The sequence below is a fragment of the Granulicella sp. S156 genome (genome assembly GCF_009766105.1).
Classification (GTDB): Bacteria; Acidobacteriota; Terriglobia; order Terriglobales; family Acidobacteriaceae; genus Granulicella.
This window is the reverse complement of record NZ_LMUH01000025.1, coordinates 392,390-407,916: the sequence shown is the minus strand read 5'-3', so window position 1 is coordinate 407,916 and position 15,527 is coordinate 392,390. Positions and strand designations below refer to the sequence as shown.

At 54.8% G+C, this 15,527-nt stretch carries 10 protein-coding genes; 4 read left to right on the top strand and 6 right to left on the bottom strand.

The annotated features are described in order from the left end of the window. Positions 1-40: 40 nt before the first annotated feature. On the top strand, positions 41-3,553 hold the full coding sequence (locus GSQ91_RS20480) for a TonB-dependent receptor (RefSeq protein ID WP_158823604.1): 3,513 nt from the start codon (positions 41-43) through the stop codon (positions 3,551-3,553). Between the two features lie 301 nt (positions 3,554-3,854). After that, positions 3,855-6,530 carry a glycoside hydrolase family 31 protein gene (locus GSQ91_RS20475; protein ID WP_254064755.1) on the top strand — a complete coding sequence of 892 codons (2,676 nt, stop codon included), beginning with the start codon at positions 3,855-3,857 and terminating at the stop codon, positions 6,528-6,530. Here GSQ91_RS20475 and GSQ91_RS20470 read toward each other — a convergent pair. After that, entirely contained in the window at positions 6,520-7,785 is a 1,266-nt protein-coding gene (locus GSQ91_RS20470) for a hypothetical protein (protein ID WP_158823603.1), read from the bottom strand. The genes GSQ91_RS20475 and GSQ91_RS20470 overlap by 11 nt on opposite strands. Positions 7,786-8,162: 377 nt before the next feature. Beyond that, positions 8,163-9,212 (bottom strand): methyltransferase, encoded by a 1,050-nt coding sequence (locus tag GSQ91_RS20465; protein ID WP_158823602.1) that lies wholly within the window; start codon positions 9,210-9,212, stop codon positions 8,163-8,165. 281 nt (positions 9,213-9,493) lie between these two features. Here GSQ91_RS20465 and GSQ91_RS20460 point away from each other — a divergent pair, with 281 nt between their 5' ends. Together GSQ91_RS20460 and GSQ91_RS20455 are read left to right on the top strand one after the other, a co-directional pair. Continuing rightward, a complete protein-coding gene (locus tag GSQ91_RS20460; protein ID WP_158823601.1) occupies positions 9,494-10,699 on the top strand; it encodes a TIGR03118 family protein in 1,206 nt (401 codons plus the stop codon). A gap of 474 nt (positions 10,700-11,173) precedes the next feature. Continuing rightward, positions 11,174-11,968, top strand: coding sequence for a hypothetical protein (locus tag GSQ91_RS20455; protein ID WP_158823600.1), 795 nt, complete (start codon positions 11,174-11,176; stop codon positions 11,966-11,968). A gap of 147 nt (positions 11,969-12,115) precedes the next feature. Here the strand turns inward: GSQ91_RS20455 and GSQ91_RS20450 are convergent, their stop codons facing one another. From GSQ91_RS20450 to GSQ91_RS20435, 4 genes are all read right to left on the bottom strand, one after another. Next, positions 12,116-12,496: a nuclear transport factor 2 family protein gene (locus tag GSQ91_RS20450; RefSeq protein ID WP_158823599.1), complete on the bottom strand. Its 381-nt coding sequence runs from the start codon at positions 12,494-12,496 to the stop codon at positions 12,116-12,118. A gap of 200 nt (positions 12,497-12,696) precedes the next feature. Beyond that, positions 12,697-13,554 (bottom strand): class I SAM-dependent methyltransferase, encoded by an 858-nt coding sequence (locus GSQ91_RS20445; protein WP_254064754.1) that lies wholly within the window; start codon positions 13,552-13,554, stop codon positions 12,697-12,699. A 78-nt stretch (positions 13,555-13,632) separates the two neighbouring features. Further along, positions 13,633-14,409 carry a LytTR family DNA-binding domain-containing protein gene (locus GSQ91_RS20440; protein WP_158823598.1) on the bottom strand — a complete coding sequence of 259 codons (777 nt, stop codon included), beginning with the start codon at positions 14,407-14,409 and terminating at the stop codon, positions 13,633-13,635. Further along, entirely contained in the window at positions 14,406-15,491 is a 1,086-nt protein-coding gene (locus GSQ91_RS20435; RefSeq protein WP_158823597.1) for a sensor histidine kinase, read from the bottom strand. Before GSQ91_RS20435 ends, GSQ91_RS20440 begins: the two co-directional genes overlap by 4 nt. Positions 15,492-15,527: the final 36 nt, after the last annotated feature.

Below are 15,527 nucleotides of genomic sequence, written 5' to 3'. Positions count from 1 at the left end.
GTTCTGCTTCATTCCTATTTCGTTCCATTTTGAGGTTGCGATGCACCGAAGTCCTTCACCACTGAATTTGGTCTATCTGTTTCAGGCCCGCAAAGCTTGGTTTCTTCTACTGCGCTCTGTCATTTTTCTGGTGGCAAGCCTGTCAGTAGCAAATGCACAAAGGATCACAGCCTCACTCGCGGGTACGGTCCGTGATTCGAGCGCTGCTGTCATCCCAAATGCGGTGGTGTCCGTTACGAACGCCGGAACCCAGGTGACGGTAAAGGCTCAGACAGACGGCGCGGGGCAGTTCGTTGTCTCCAATCTGCCTCCAGGACCCTATAGCGTCACCGTGGATGCCACGGGATTCAAACGGCTCGTGAGATCAGGTCTGGTACTGGATGTAGACCAAAACGCACAGGTGGATCTCGTCCTCAAGATAGGATCGATCTCTGAGACGGTCCAGGTGAACTCCGCTGAACCTCTATTGGAGACCCAGAGCTCGGACATCGGACAAGTCATCAGGAACCAGAGCATTGAAAACCTTCCGTTGAATCAGAGGAACGTGTATAGCCTGATTCTCCTCGTCCCGGGTGTCACAGGCTCCGTAAACTCTACCTTTATCGGTCTACAGTTCAATGTGAACGGCGCCCGGTCCGGCAGCACGGACGTTCTGCTGGATGGCGTTCCAGCCGCACCGCCGTCGGACGATTTCACTCTTCTTAGCATCTTTCCCTCTGTCGATGCCACCCAGGAGTTCAAGGTACAAACCAGCAACTTCTCGTCGCAGTTCGGCAATGCAGCCGGTGGAATTATGAACATCGTCTACAAATCCGGAACGAACAACCTGCATGGGAGCGTTTACGACTTCCTCCGCAACTCTTACCTGGATGCAAACACTTTCTTTTCCGACAGGGCTGGAGTCGCATTGCCAAGCTTAAAGCGGAACCAGTTCGGCTTCAGCCTCGGCGGTCCGGTGTATCTCCCAAAGCTCTACCATGGGCGCGATAAGACGTTCTTCTTTGTCGACTACGAAGGCCTCCGCCAGGACTCACCTAGCGGAACCTTGACGAGAGTGCCAACCCTTGCGCAGCGAGCGGGAATCTTTCCTCAAAATGTGACCATCTACGATCCGACGACCACTCAGAAAGTAGTCACCTCAGGTACTACCACCTACATTAGAACCCCCTTTCCAGGAAATGTAATCGATCCCTCGCGATTTGATCCCGTCGCTGTCAATATTCTGAAGTATTATCCGTTGCCCAACACGAGCGCGTTTGGACCTGTAAACAACTTCTATGCGATCGCCCCATCGCTCTCTACGATTAATCAGTACGACATCAAAGTGGATGAGGTAATCTCCGACCGTCAACGAGTGGCCTTCCGCTTCTCCAAGAGGAATCCGGTACAAGGCTACGGCCATCTTTTTCCAGCAGCGATTCAGGTAGCACAGAATGCATCGACCGGTTCACAGCCTGCGATCGGTGCCGGGTTGGACTACAGCTTTGCTGTAAATCCAACGTACATCTTTGAGCTCAGGGCAGGTGTAACTCACGTCAACTACAACACTGCTACTGCGGGCGACGGATTTGATCCCACAACCCTGGGTTTCCCCTCCTATCTGGCCGCCGCTGCACTTGCGAGTTCTTCCACGGCACTTACATTTCCTGGAATAAGTCCAGCTGGATATCTTGGGATCGGGTCTGGCGGCCAGGCGGGCAAGGGAAAAGCCGGATATTTGCAAGACTCGTTTCTTATCAACAACACGAAGACGCTGGGGCGCCACACGCTTAACTTTGGTGGGGAGTTTCGGATCTTGGCCAACAACATCAATGACGATGGTGAAGCGTCAGGCACCTTCAGCTTTGGCACGAACTTCACCCAAGGTCCTAACGCGCTCACAGCCTCAAGCGGCGCCGGCGATGGGTTTGCTTCATTTCTACTGGGGCTCGGATCAGGGTCGGTCGTGCATTACTTCAAGATCGTCAATACGCTCAGTCACTATGGAGCGGCCTACCTCCAGGACGACTGGAGAGCTACCAATAAGCTAACGCTCAACCTGGGCATCCGATATGACCTCTTTAGGCCAAGAACGGAGCGTCACAATCAGACGACGTACCTCGACCTCACTGTGCCTTCTCCCCTTGCAGCAACGACTGGACTCACAGGCTTGACGGGTGGCCTGGAATACGCTGGAGTCGACGGCAATCCACGAAACGTTACGGATCCCAACTACAAGAACTTTTCGCCGCGGGTGGGGCTCGCCTATCATCCCTTTACGCCGCTCGTGGTGCGCGCTGCATTTGGCATCTTTTTTGCCGATAGCCCCAATCAAGCCGCCGCGACTGTTCAGAATACAGGCTATCGCGCTACGACCACCTACTACGGCACTCTCGATGGCGTCACACCCAATAACTACCTCTCCAACCCTTTTCCTGGCGGCGTCTTTGTGCCGTCGACAGGAAATACTTTGGGCCTCCTCACCAGCACAGGGAGCTCTATTGTCGCTGGCCTGCGCCGCCAGCCCTCTCCATACTCCGAAAACTATCAGCTAGGCGTTGAATATCAGTTGCCGCAGAACTGGATGATCAGCGTTACTTATGTTGGAAGCCACGGTCTGCAACTGCCTTATAGCCCCAGCCGCAACCAGCTTCCAGACTCAGATCTCGCGTTAGGCAGTCAACTGTTGAACCCAGTTCCCAATAATCCCTTCCAGGGAAAGGTCCAGGTGTCTGGACCACTCTCCGGGGCGACGGTTCAACAACGTTATCTGCTCGCGCCGTTCCCGCAGTTCACGACCGTCAACGGTTATCAGGACAGTGGTGCAATCTCTCACTACGATTCGATCCAGATACGCATCGAAAAGCGCTTCAGCAAGGACCTTGCACTTCTTTTCTCCTATACGGGAAGTAAGTCTCTTGATGACTACTCCATTGATAATTCGAACTTCGGTTCCAATGGCACCTATCAAGATGCGAGCGTCCCTCTCATGCAAGACTCTTACTCGTTATCTACCTTTGATGTGCCTCGTATCTTAGTTGTCAGCGGTGTTTATAGCCTTCCATTCGGGCGAGGTGAGCGGTTTGGGGCCAACTGGAACCGCTGGATCGATGCGCTCCTCGGCGGGTACCAGTTCAATGGGATATTCACTACAAGTAAGGGGACACCACTCGCTTTCTCCGCTAACAATGTAGCCAATATCTTCAACCCCGGAGAGCGTCCTAACTGGAACGGTCAGAATGCATCGATTGGAGGAAGCGTAAAGAATAAGCTGACGAAGTATTTCAACACAGCTGACTTCTCACAACCAGCTACCTACACCTTCGGAAACATGTCACGCACATCGGGAACTCTACGCAATCCAGGAGCGATCAACCTGGATGCCTCCATCTTCAAGCAGTTTGCTGTGACCGGAAAGATCAAGCTGGAACTCCGGTGTGAGGCCTTCAATGTCTCCAATACTCCAGTTTTCTCTGGACCAGATGTAGGTGTGTCCGATACGACCTTTGGGGCCATTACCTCTCAAGCTAACACCCCGCGTGAGGTTCAGATCGCGGCCAAAATACTATTCTGACCTGACTACCCAAAAGAGTCCGCTCATCTCGCAAACAAGTGGGATGAGCGGGTTGCGGCCGGTCTTGCGATCGGTCGGATACAGGTTATTCCGTTTAATCAGGAAGCCTCCTGATGAGATTTCAAAGCAGAGCAGGATCAGGGGACTTCTAAACATGAGAGGCAATACACCTTTGATACGTCTGGGCCGGTCACTCTTCTTCGGGTTTGCATTGGCTTGGCTGGCATCGTTGTTCGTGCCGGCACAAATGAGTGGCCAGTCTTCTACAGAGAGTCCTCAGAGATCTCCGGAGTCTTCCTACTTGGCTACCGCTGATCCGCAAGCCATCGTGGTGTCATCCCATGCGCGCTTCACTGTTCTTACACCGCAGCTCATCCGCATGGAGTGGGCTGAGGATGGCCACTTTGAAGATCATTCCTCCCTGGTCTTTCTCAATCGCCGTCTCACAGTACCGGAGTTCAAGGTTACTCACAAGGGCAAGACCCTCATCCTTGAAACCAGTGCGCTCCTTCTGCGTTACACGCCGCACGACAATGGAAAGTTCAACTCCGCAGATCTGACGATCACGTTGACGAGTTTTCGTCCCGACGACAGTGCGCCTGTTGTCTGGCATCCTGGCCTTAGCGACACCGGTAACCTACAAGGCACCACTCGCACACTCGACGATGTGCGAGGCGACAAAACCAATGAGCCGATCGAGCCCGGACTGCTCTCCCGCAATGGCTGGACACTGATCGACGATTCCACTCGCCCGCTGTTCGATTCGGATGACTTCACCTTTGCGCAAGGCGAACAGAGCACGTGGCCCTGGGTCATCTCACGTCCCGCTGGCGACCGGCAGGACTGGTACTTCTTTGGTTATGGTCACAGTTACAAACAGGCTCTTGCCGATTATGTCCGTGTGGCTGGCCGCATTCCTCTGCCACCGCGTTTTGCCTTTGGGGCCTGGTGGTCGCGCTATTGGGGCTATAGCGATCAAGAGATAGATGAGCTCGCTCGCAGCTTTCGCGAGAACGATACTCCTCTCGACGTCTTCGTGATCGACATGGATTGGCACAAGACCTTAGGGCGGCACTTCGAGACGATGGACGCCTCAGGGCACAAGCAGGCTTGGGGCGGCTACTCGTGGAATTCGTTGCTCTTTCCCGATCCGCCTGCCTTCCTCAGCAAACTGCATCGCGATGGTCTAAAGGTCACACTCAATCTGCATCCAGCCTCCGGCATTCAACCCTGGGAAGACCAATACGCCACGATGGCCCGGGCTATGGGGCAGGACCCTGCGGAGAAGCAATATGTTCCGTTCGATATTGCCAGCAAGAAATTCGCGCAGAACTATCTCGACATTCTGCATCACCCGCTCGAAAAGCAGGGAATAGACTTCTGGTGGATTGACTGGCAGCAGGAAAAATCCACCAGAATAGCTGGAGTCAACCCGACCTGGTGGCTCAACTACGTTCATTTCACGGACCAGGAGCGTGAGGGGAAACGTCCGTTGCTCTTCCATCGTTGGGGTGGTCTAGGGAACCACCGATATCAGATAGGCTTCTCCGGAGACACAGTCTCCACCTGGGATTCGCTTGCCTTCCAGCCGTGGTTTACGTCCACCGCGGCCAATGTCGGCTATGCCTACTGGAGTCATGACATCGGTGGCCACACACCGGGTTCCGTTGGTCCCGAACTTTATACGCGTTGGGTTCAGTTCGGCGCCTTCAGCCCCATCCTTCGTACTCACACTACGAAGAACCCCGACGCCGAGCGCCGCGTCTGGGCCTATCCCGAGCCATACTCCAGCATCCTGCGTTCTACCTTCCAGCTTCGCTACGCTCTGGAGCCCTACCTCTACACCGAGGCACGCCGCACCTACGATACCGGCACCGCCTTCCTGCACCCGCTTTACTATGACTACCCCGAGGCCCCGGAGGCCTATAGCAACAAAGGCGAGTATGTGTTTGGAGACTCCATGATCGTTGCGCCGATCGTTCAGGCTGCCGATCCTGCAACCCAACTCGCGAAGCAGAGTGTCTGGATCCCCAAAGGCGATTGGGTGGAGTGGGCTTCCGGCAAACACCTCTCTGGTCCTGCGACGGTCGAACGCTCCTTTTCAATCAGTCAGGAACCCGTCTATCTTCGCGCGGGAGCGATTGTGCCTATGCAGCCGCCGATGCAGTATACCGGCCAGAAACCAGTCGACCCGCTTATCCTGAACATCTGGCCTTTAGTCGATGGACAGTCTTCTTCCTACACGCTGTATGAAGATGGAAGTGACTCCGAATCCTACAAGCAGGGTGTCTACGCGCTCACGCCTATCTCCGCAGCACAGCAGGGAGACACTCTTACGGTGGACATCGCTCCCGTACAGGGAAGCTATCCCGGCATACAGAGCAATCGCGGTTACGAACTGCGGCTGCCAGCCGACTGGCCACCTGAATCTGTCACGGTCGATGGAGAGCCGCTTGCCTTCCAACCCTCCGATGCGACGACTCCTGGATGGTCCTACGACGGCAACACGCTGTCCACCATTGTTCGTATCCCCATATACCCCACATCGAAAGCCACGCATATTGAAGTTCACCGCGTTGCAGGTTCTCAGGCAGCCCGCGCACAGTTGGACGGCTTTGCCGGAGCCGTAGTCCGGCTTCACTCTGCCTACGATATCCTCAACCAGGAATGGCCTTTTGCCTGGTCGCCCGATCCGCTGATCGATGCGTGGCAGACCGGCGACAGGCTCAGCTACCATCCCGATACAGCGCGTGATGAGTTGTCGCACTTTGCGCAGAAGTACACTGCTGCGCAGACTTCTGTGCAACAGTTGCTTGATTCTGTTGCAAACTTGTCCGACGATCAGCTAGTCGAGCGGCTCAGCAAGCGTCCCGGCGGCGGTAACGCCAAAGAGCGCGCTCAAAACTATAAGCCTTCCCTTGAGCGTGCTTTGGCCCAATTAAAAGACGGCAAACCAGAACGACTTTTCAGAAATTGATGACACCAGTTCGTGTGCCAATGACATCGAATTTGCTCGGCGCACCTTGCAGCGAATGGACCCGCAGAAAAATTTCAAGGTATTCCGATTTATCGGCTGCCTGGTGATTGATTGCCTGCAAAAGCGGAGGGGATAAATCTCCATCGAAGACCAGGTGAGCGGCGGCTTCGTTAGAGTCCATAATTGAGCCATTAAGGAGGAGAACATAACCCGTCTTCGTCAGATTTGGAACAAGAGCAATCGCAACGTAGCTTAGATAGTCTCCGTGGGGCTCCTGCTCGTTAGCGTAAGTTTTCTGTTCGCCCGGCTCGGGGGTTTTATTTAAAAAATGGAACTGATGTGTCTCCTTGTCCTCTTCGAGCGCAAAATTCAGTTGTGGTTCGAAGAGGGAGATCCAGGGGTTTCCCCTACGGCTTCCAATAAGGATGAAGTTGCCTTTTTCGAAGTCCCGAACGCTCATGTAACGCGCATACCGTAGTGTTGCCGAAGTTCCTAACTGCTGGGCTAGTTCCTGGCATTGCCAGGCGATCGTCAGGTCTCCCAGACTGGTGTAACGTCCGGCTGTAGCATTTTCCAGAGCAACTCTGCGTGCGTCGTCCGAAGAATGCGCCAGCAGGTTGGAAGGGTATTGTCCTCCGACATAATCGCTGATGGAGATATCGGTGTGCAGGGTGTTCTGCAGCAGAACCAGGCTTGAATCTGTAGTGACGATCGAAAGAGGAGCGCCTGAGGCAAAGATGCGCTGCTCAATCATGTTTCGAGGCAGCCCTCTCGCCGCGGCAATGAGAGGCGGTGTCGAAGCCAATCGATAGAAGCAAATCATGGCGACGATCCCCAGACTGAAAGCGGCCAGAAGCCAGTACGAGGGAACCTTTGGCAGAGATTGCAGCTTCCACCGCGCCTTTAGGAGGGATTGATCGGAAAGACCGGCTACAGAAGGCTCGTTTTCAAGAGCAGTTTGCGTACGGGGGAACACAGACGCCGGTTCCTGTTCGGCCCTCGCGGAAAAGGAAGTTTCTGCTGTGAACGTTGATCGTGATTCACTGGTGTTCAGCCGCGGAACAAAACGAGGGACATAGGCTCCCTTGGGGATCTCCAGGACATAGGGTTCTTCACGGCCTTCGGTGGCAAAATATTGCTCCAGTTTCTTTCGCAGGTGTCCAGCCTGGACCCGAACGATATTGTCATCATTTGGATTGAAGCCCTCCCTGCGCCCCAATACCTTGCAGGCAATCTCATGTTCGGGGATTGCCACCCCTTCGTCCAAAATTACCTGGTGCGCCACATAAGTCAGAATCTCCCGGAGTTGAGACGCCTTAACGAAGTGCGTACTTCTGATGATGCGTTGTACAAGAAGCCATCTCTCGTCGTGTTCCAACGGAAGGTTTGTCCCCTTATATCGGTCATGAGGGGTTTCCAGATTGTGCGGGGTAGGCATGTAATACCTTGATTCCAAAAACTTTTTACTGTAAATGGAGCTTGCTAATGACAACGCTGCCTTATTTTAGCTTTGGCTCGAAACTATATACGCCCTGAGAGAAGGTTGACAAGAAAGCCTGCGCCGTTGGAATCCCTACTCGGAGACATGCGGTTACTCTGAAAAACAACCAGCTTAAATTCATCGAACGCGCCCTAGACGGGCTCTGCTACAAGAACCCCGACCATGACTTTATCGCCTGAGGGGTAGAGCACGTGGCGCAGAGCAAATCCTGCCGGTTCCAGAAGTGTTTTCCATTCGCGTTCACTACGCTCTTTACCACCAGTAACGGCCAGCATGTTGAGGTCACTCATGAGCCGCCCTTCGAGTTGCGGGTCGGCGTGGGAGACGAGCGGAGGCAGGACAAACTCCATGATGAGCAGGTGTCCATCCTTCGGAATGATGGCCCGGCAATTTTTGAGGAGGTTGATGGCGCCCTCGTCTCGATATCCGTGGAGAACATGTTTCAGCATGTACGTGTCGGCGCCAGGCGGAATGGATTGGGTCAGGTCGGCAACAATGAGTTCGCAATGGGAGGAGAGAGGTTCTGCCGCGAAACGGGGCTGGGCTGCAAGGATGCTCGCTTCATGATCGACGAGCATCCCGTGCAGATGGGGATAGATCTGGAGCACCGCAGCAAGGAGGGCTCCACCTCCACCACCGAGATCGGCGACGATCCTGGATTGAGAAAAATCCCATGCCTGGGCAAGAGGCAGATACTCTTCAGCAGGAGCCGTGCCCATCACAGCCCGGAAGATGTCCGAGGCTTCGGGGTCCTGCGACCAGCGCGAAGGGATATCGGGATCGCGCACTCGGTCAGCCGGTTTACCGGTGCGGACACAGTCGGTAAGCAAAGACCAGCTATCGGCCAGCAGGTCTGCCCAAAAGACAACGGCAGGCCACGCGGACTGAGGCACATCCTTGCGAAGCGGTTCACCAAAAGCAGTCAGGCGGAAATGCGCAGGCTTCGTCTCTGTAGTAATGCCAATACTGGCGAGCGCTCGCAGCAGGCGGTACAACGCATTGGCATCAGCGTGGCAGGTGTTAGCGAGAGACTCAACACTGCGTTCTGCATCGCCGAGTGCGTCTGCAACTCCAAGGCGAGCGGCCGCGCAGAGGATCCGGCTACGAGAGTATGCCATTGCCATCTCTACGAGCCCTGTGTTGGGGACGACATTACCGATGCCCGGAGAAACCTCAGCCATGGCGTGCTCCTGTCGGACAAAATCATAGCTTAGAAAGGGAGCGAAGGCATTTTCAAAAATGCATGGAAAGACAAAGGAGGCGCTGACAACCTTCCTTGTGTCTTCAGAAGATGACAAAGTTCTGACAAGCCCCTGACATCAAGCTTTGATCGGCCTCCTAGTATCGCTGAGGATTCGATTGCAGCTCCTCCCCGCCTGCGATTCGCCTCCAGCCTTTGCTCCGGAACAGACGGAGCAAAGGTACCTATACCCGCGGGACTTACCGTATTAGGAGACCTCCAATGAAAAGCTTTTTGCGTATGGCCACTCAGGCATCGCTGGTTCTGTCTCTGGGAACTGCTGCTCTCGCGCAGCACTATACCCAGGTCAATCTCGTATCCAACACCTCTGGCGTCGCTCCCGTCACCGACCCAACCCTGATTAATCCCTGGGGCCTCTCTCGCAGTTCCAGCAGTCCCTGGTGGATCTCCGACAACGGCTCCGGCCTCAGCACGCTCTTCAACGGTGCCGGCGTCAAAAACTCTCTGATCGTTACCATTCCGAAAGCTGATCCCACGAACAAAACCTTTCCCGCAGGAACTCCTACAGGCACAATCGCCAATGGCAGCACGACCGATTTCATCCTGCCTGGAGGACCTGCAGCCGCATTCCTCTTCTCCACGCTGGATGGCGCTATCGTGGGATGGAACCCCACCGTCGGCATCACCCCAGGAAAAGCGGCTCCTTCAACGAACGCGGTCGTTGTCGTCAAGACGACGGATGGCTCCGCCTACACCGGCCTCACCAGCGCGCTTGTGAACGGCAACCGTTATCTGTATGCCGCCAACTTTAACAAAGGCCGTGTGGATGTCTATGACAATGCCTTCAATAAGGTCCACCTGCAAGAGCAGCCTATTGGTGGACTCCTCGGCAGCCTCCTCGGCTTCGAAGAACAGCCCTTCACCGATCTCCTGCTTCCGCCTCACTTCGTGCCCTTCAACGTGCAGGCCATCGGCAACGACATTGTCGTTACCTTCGTCCTCCACCAGGAAGGCTCACCCATCGAGACAGATGGTCCAGGGCTCGGCTACGTGGACATCTTCACTTCACAAGGCAAACTCCTGCAGCGCCTCGAGCACGGAGATCAGCTCAATGCACCTTGGGGCGTAGCGCTTGCACCCCTCGACTTCGGGCGTTTCAGCCACGATCTGTTGATCGGCCAGTTCGCTGGCGGAGGCACCACCGAGGGCAGTGGCACGATCGCTGCCTATGACCTGGCCACCGGTAAATTTGATGGCCTGTTGCAGAACGCGAGCGGCCAGCCCCTTGCCGTCAACGGCATCTGGGCCATCACTCCAGCGAATAGCGCAACTCCCAGCAGCTACGACCCCGCAGGCTCTCCCGCCGGCGAGTTGTACTTCACCGCCGGTCCTAATAAAGGTACAGGCGGTCTGTTGGGATACCTCAAGCCAGTCGCTGCAGAGCTGACCGAAGGCAACGACCAGTAAATCAACTAACCCGAACCATACGCAGGTGGAATGCAGGACGAATCAGTCACTGCATTCCACCTGCGCTCGTTCCCACCCCCCCGAAGTCTGTCATTTCGACCGACCAACGGGAGTGGAGAAACCCCTTGATGCAGAGCGTGATGCAAATGTTTGTGGCGCGCTTTGCGTCTAGAAACCCCTGTATTTCGCGGATGCCTACACTACCGAAGAAGCCAAAGGACTCGCTGTACAACCCCAAAGTATGTCATTTCTCCACTCCTGGCTGGTCGGTCGAAATGACAGGCTCTAGACTAAGGGTGACGTAGGTTGTGTAGAAAGGGTTCACTTATGGTCCGGTCACAAGGCAATCGTCTTCAGAAGGCTACACGTGAACCCAGATCGTCACGTCTTGCATGGCTTCTGATCTCCGCCTTCCTACTTATTCCCTCCGCACACGCGCAAGTGCTTGAAGTCCACAATGCTGCAGGTGTGCGCATGGCGGTAGATGCAGAAGATCGGAACCCGGCCCTGCAGGTCGTGGTTCCTGGTGACCCTGCGAGTGAACGCAGCTTCAAAATTCTGTTGCCTGAGCACGTAACGGTTCGCGCCCACGGGCAGAGTGACGCGAAGCATCTCTATATCTTCAAGCCTGGGCTCCAGGGCACGGCGCCGCAATGGAAGAGGGCGGGGAACGGGCTTGAGTATGCCGCCGATTTCGGGGAGATCCATTTCGTTGCCCGCGCGACACTGGCAGACGATGGAATCCTCTTTCATTACGAGTTCGTCAACCACTCTACGACTGACTACGACTTTGCGACGGCGATCACCGACCCTCGCTTTAGCGCCGTTTTTTACGATCCGCGACTGGAACGAACGTACGTTCACTACAAAGAGGGTTTTGATCTTCTAGCCTCCGAGACCCCGGAACGACTGACGATGCCTCTCAAGGATTGGTTTCCTGTTCGCTATCATGCGTCCTACACCGCGCCTGTTCCGGCAGAGCGGGTGCAGCATCGGGACGATGGCATCACCTACCGTTACAGCTCGCGTGTCGTGGATGTGCCGATGATCGTCACGGTCTCTACCGATCACGATTGGGTAGCCGCGAGCTTCTCACGGGAGCCTGACAATGTTTGGAGCAATCCAGAGCTTACCTGCCAGCACGTTGATCCGCATGTGCCCCTCCCACACAACGCACAAGCGTCGTACGAGATGAAGATTCTTATCTTCAAGGGCACACTCGACGATGCCCTGCATAAGGTGCTGGCGCAACGCGAAACCTTGAAATAGAGGTGTTTTGCTTTTGCCTCTGAGATAGGTCCGGACTTTAGACCGGACATTAAGGGACCGCCGCAGAATGGGCTTCAGCCCCTGGGACAAGCCTTCATCTCCTGTGGCATGGTGGCCCGCACACTCCATGCATTCTGACCAACGCTATCAATGCTGTGACGTCACACCATGATTTTCTTGTGCTGCTACGGTGACACGGGTGCTCTGCATAAACACGATCTTCCAGATGCCTGACTGTTTTTCAAGAAAAGCCGATTCCAGCCAGCTCTGATTCCTGGTGCCGGAAGCGTCGCTTATGCTGCCCTTATTGGTGTAAGCAATCCAGGCAGTATGGCCACTGATATGGACGTCTGGTTCGGTCACGTTCCACTCGTAGCGCTTGCCTGCTTCGTGTTGGGTCTTAATGAAGGTCATAATCGAATCTCCGTTGAAGCGGAGGCCTCCATCGAAGATGTAGAAGCCGGGCGCAATCACCGAATCGAACTTCGCGATATCGTCTGTGCGAGCTGCTGTGAATATCGTACTCACCGTATCTACAATCTTCGTCTGCTCGGCGGTGAGGGGCTTTTGCTGAGCTCTTATTGTAGAGACGTTCGAACAAAATAGAAGCGCGAAAATGATGGCGGTCCACGCGATGCGAATTTGAGATAACAACGAATGCCTCCTGGAGCGTATCGAAGAAACGACAGCCACGACAGAACGCCCGCCTTCTATTCGACAGATCTACCTTACCGCCACGCGCTGAGCAGGCGTCCCGACCTTCCGCGAAGATTCAACCGATCGGTACGATGAGCGAAGTAGCGGGCGTTAAGCTCTGTCGCACCCAAATCCTCGACAGTCTGGAAATCGGTTAGCTCGGTAGCAATCTCTTCCTTGGTAAAGAAGAGTTGGAAAGGCTCGCCTATACTTTGCACGCGGGCAGCGAGAGCGTCTCGAGCTTCCACTTCATCTGGCGGCAGTGCCTCACGCGGAAAAGCGTAATCCATAATGAAGCCGCTGCCCTCGGGAAACGTGGCAATGAAGTCGAGAGTGGAGCGAAAGGCTGGATAGGTAAGATAGAGCACAACTCCGAGCCACGCGAAGACAGTAGGAGCTTTGCAATCGAGGCCGCTATTTTCCAGTTGGCTGGCAAGGCTTTGACGCTCGAAATCGACGGAGACAAAGTGTAGGTTAGGGGACTCTTGCAATCCGCTCGACCCCAAAAGCTCGCGCTTCCAATGCTGGGTAGCCGGGTGATCGACCTCAAAGACGCGAACATCGGGGTGCGGGTTGCGGTGCGCAAAAGTATCCAGACCGGCGCCGAGAAGAACATATTGTCGGACCCCTAGATTTACGGCTTGGGCCAGCTTGTCTTCCGCGTATCGGTTACGCGCAACAACCCAGGCTCGCATTCCAAGAGAAGACCTCTCGTGAATGGACGCAGCGGCCTCTTCCAATGCAGGACGATAGTCCTCGCCTAGAATCCGAACAGCAATCGGATCTTCCAATACCAGCGGCGGGGAATCGTAGAGCTGGTGCGAAGCTCTGCGGATGGCGACTCCAAGAGCGGTTCGAGACGGTTTGGCTGCTTCCTGCATGCTCTCCATAGCTAAATCCTGAAGTTCTTGTCTAGGGTATCCCAGAGCCGCGACTCCTGATCGTGGCAAGAAAGAGCAATTCTTTCTCTAAAGTTTTCGCAACAACTCTGGATGGTGGTTTAGATAGCGTCGTGTCCACATCAACGTCTTGCCGGATAACAAGATGACCTGGTACTCACCGTGGGTCCAGCTGTGCAGTTCACGTATGAAGTCGATGCGGACCAGGCAGGAACGATTGACCCGCAGGAACTGCGAGCTATCTAGTTTTTCCGTAAGGGCTTCGATTGTTCCTCTCACGGTATACATTTGGTTGCCAACGTAGAGGTTCAGGTAGTTTCGTTCCGACTCCGCCCAGTCAATCTGATGGAGCGACAGCAGAAAACCCCGATCGTTCTGTTGCACCAGGAGCTTCGGCTGCGATTGCGTGCGGTTTTGAAGTTGGGCCAGGAGTCCTTGAAGGTGGGTGACAACATCGCTTCTCAGATCTTTCCGGACATGTTGTCTCGCCTCTTCCAGGACTTTGGAAAATCGTTCTTGATTGAAGGGCTTCAACAAGTAACCGAACGCATGAACCTCAAATGCTTGTATCGCATATTCATCGTGCGCCGTAACAAAGACGATTCTGGGAAGAGCGTTGGGGTCCAATGCTCGAATCACATCGAAACCATCCATCCCAGGCATCTGCACGTCCAGAAACAGCAAGTCAGGTTTGGTCTTCTGAATTCCAAGTACAGCCTCTGCGCCGTTGCTGGCTTCTCCTGCAACGCAAACATCCGGCTCCTGAGCAAGGAAGCGAAGGATCTTCTTCCGTGCGGGGGCCTCATCGTCTGTGACGAATACTCGTAGCGGAGGAGCAGCAGTCATATGACGGAAGACTCCGTCGTCAGCGGAACGCGAATCGTAACCGTGAGGCCCTCTGCATTCTCAAGGAACATCCTTTGGCTCTCTCCGTAAAGACCGGCGAGGCGTTGTTCGGTGTTCGAAAGCCCGATCCCTTTTCTCCAGCGTCCATCTTCAAGCCCGGGAATTCCCGGGCCGTTGTCACTCACTCGAAGAGCCATATCTTCCTGGTCTCGACTCGCAACGATGCATATATCAAGCTTGGAACTGTGTGCCCCCCGCGCATAGCGTATGGAGTTCTCGACCAGCGGCTGCAGGATGAGTTGGGGTACGAGTGCTTCGGAGAGCGTTGGATCTATCTCAATCTTTACCTTCAGCTCTTCTGCAAAACGTTCCTCCATAATCGCGATATACAGCTTCAATAGGGACAACTCATCTTTGAGCGGGATCTCCTGGGAGTGACTGAGCCGCAGAGTGCGGCGCAGCAGATCGCTAAGCTGCGCCAGCATGGTATCGGCACGGTCCACGTCTTCGTGCATCACCGATGAGATGGTGTTCAGCGTATTGAAGAGAAAGTGGGGCTGCAGCTGCAACTGAAGATTTTGCAATTGAGCCTCGGCCAGCCGCGCCTCCAGATCGGCGCTGGCCAACTGGCGGTTCCGCGCGTCACGATAGGAATCGAAGAAATAGATTGTGCTCAAGGCAACGGAAAACAGCAGCACATGTTGCGCGAACTCCATGGGATAGCGGTAGAACATATTGCCGTAGTCATACTTCCCCAGGCCGAATAGTGGCGCGAGCGCACTGCGGCTGAGGCTCATCAGGGTCGTATCGCAAATGGAGATAACGACGAACGTGAGCATCGTCAGGGGTACCATGCGCCACCAGTTATCTCTTCGAATGCGGGTTCTTCGCACCAGCCAGAGGAAGAGTGGGAATAGCAGCAGGCCGGTATAGGCGCCGGTCATTTCCTCAAACAGGCGTACTACGAAGGTATGCGTGTAACCTCGCGCAAGATTGTCGAGATAGCGGTATTCAAAGTTGAGGAACCCCAGCGCCGTAAATCCGAGGAAGACCAGAAGCCAGGATTGCTTGCGGCTTATCACGGCGTAGGAATCTTTTGCGGATTGAAGCTTCGTCTG

Coding starts and splice junctions, on each gene's coding strand:
- GSQ91_RS20480 (WP_158823604.1), top strand. CDS start 41: ATGCACCGAAGTCCTTCACCACTGAATTTGGTCTATCTGTTTCAGGCC.
- GSQ91_RS20465 (WP_158823602.1), bottom strand. CDS start 9,212: ATGGCTGAGGTTTCTCCGGGCATCGGTAATGTCGTCCCCAACACAGGG.
- GSQ91_RS20460 (WP_158823601.1), top strand. CDS start 9,494: ATGAAAAGCTTTTTGCGTATGGCCACTCAGGCATCGCTGGTTCTGTCT.
- GSQ91_RS20455 (WP_158823600.1), top strand. CDS start 11,174: ATGGCGGTAGATGCAGAAGATCGGAACCCGGCCCTGCAGGTCGTGGTT.
- GSQ91_RS20445 (WP_254064754.1), bottom strand. CDS start 13,554: ATGGAGAGCATGCAGGAAGCAGCCAAACCGTCTCGAACCGCTCTTGGA.
- GSQ91_RS20440 (WP_158823598.1), bottom strand. CDS start 14,409: ATGACTGCTGCTCCTCCGCTACGAGTATTCGTCACAGACGATGAGGCC.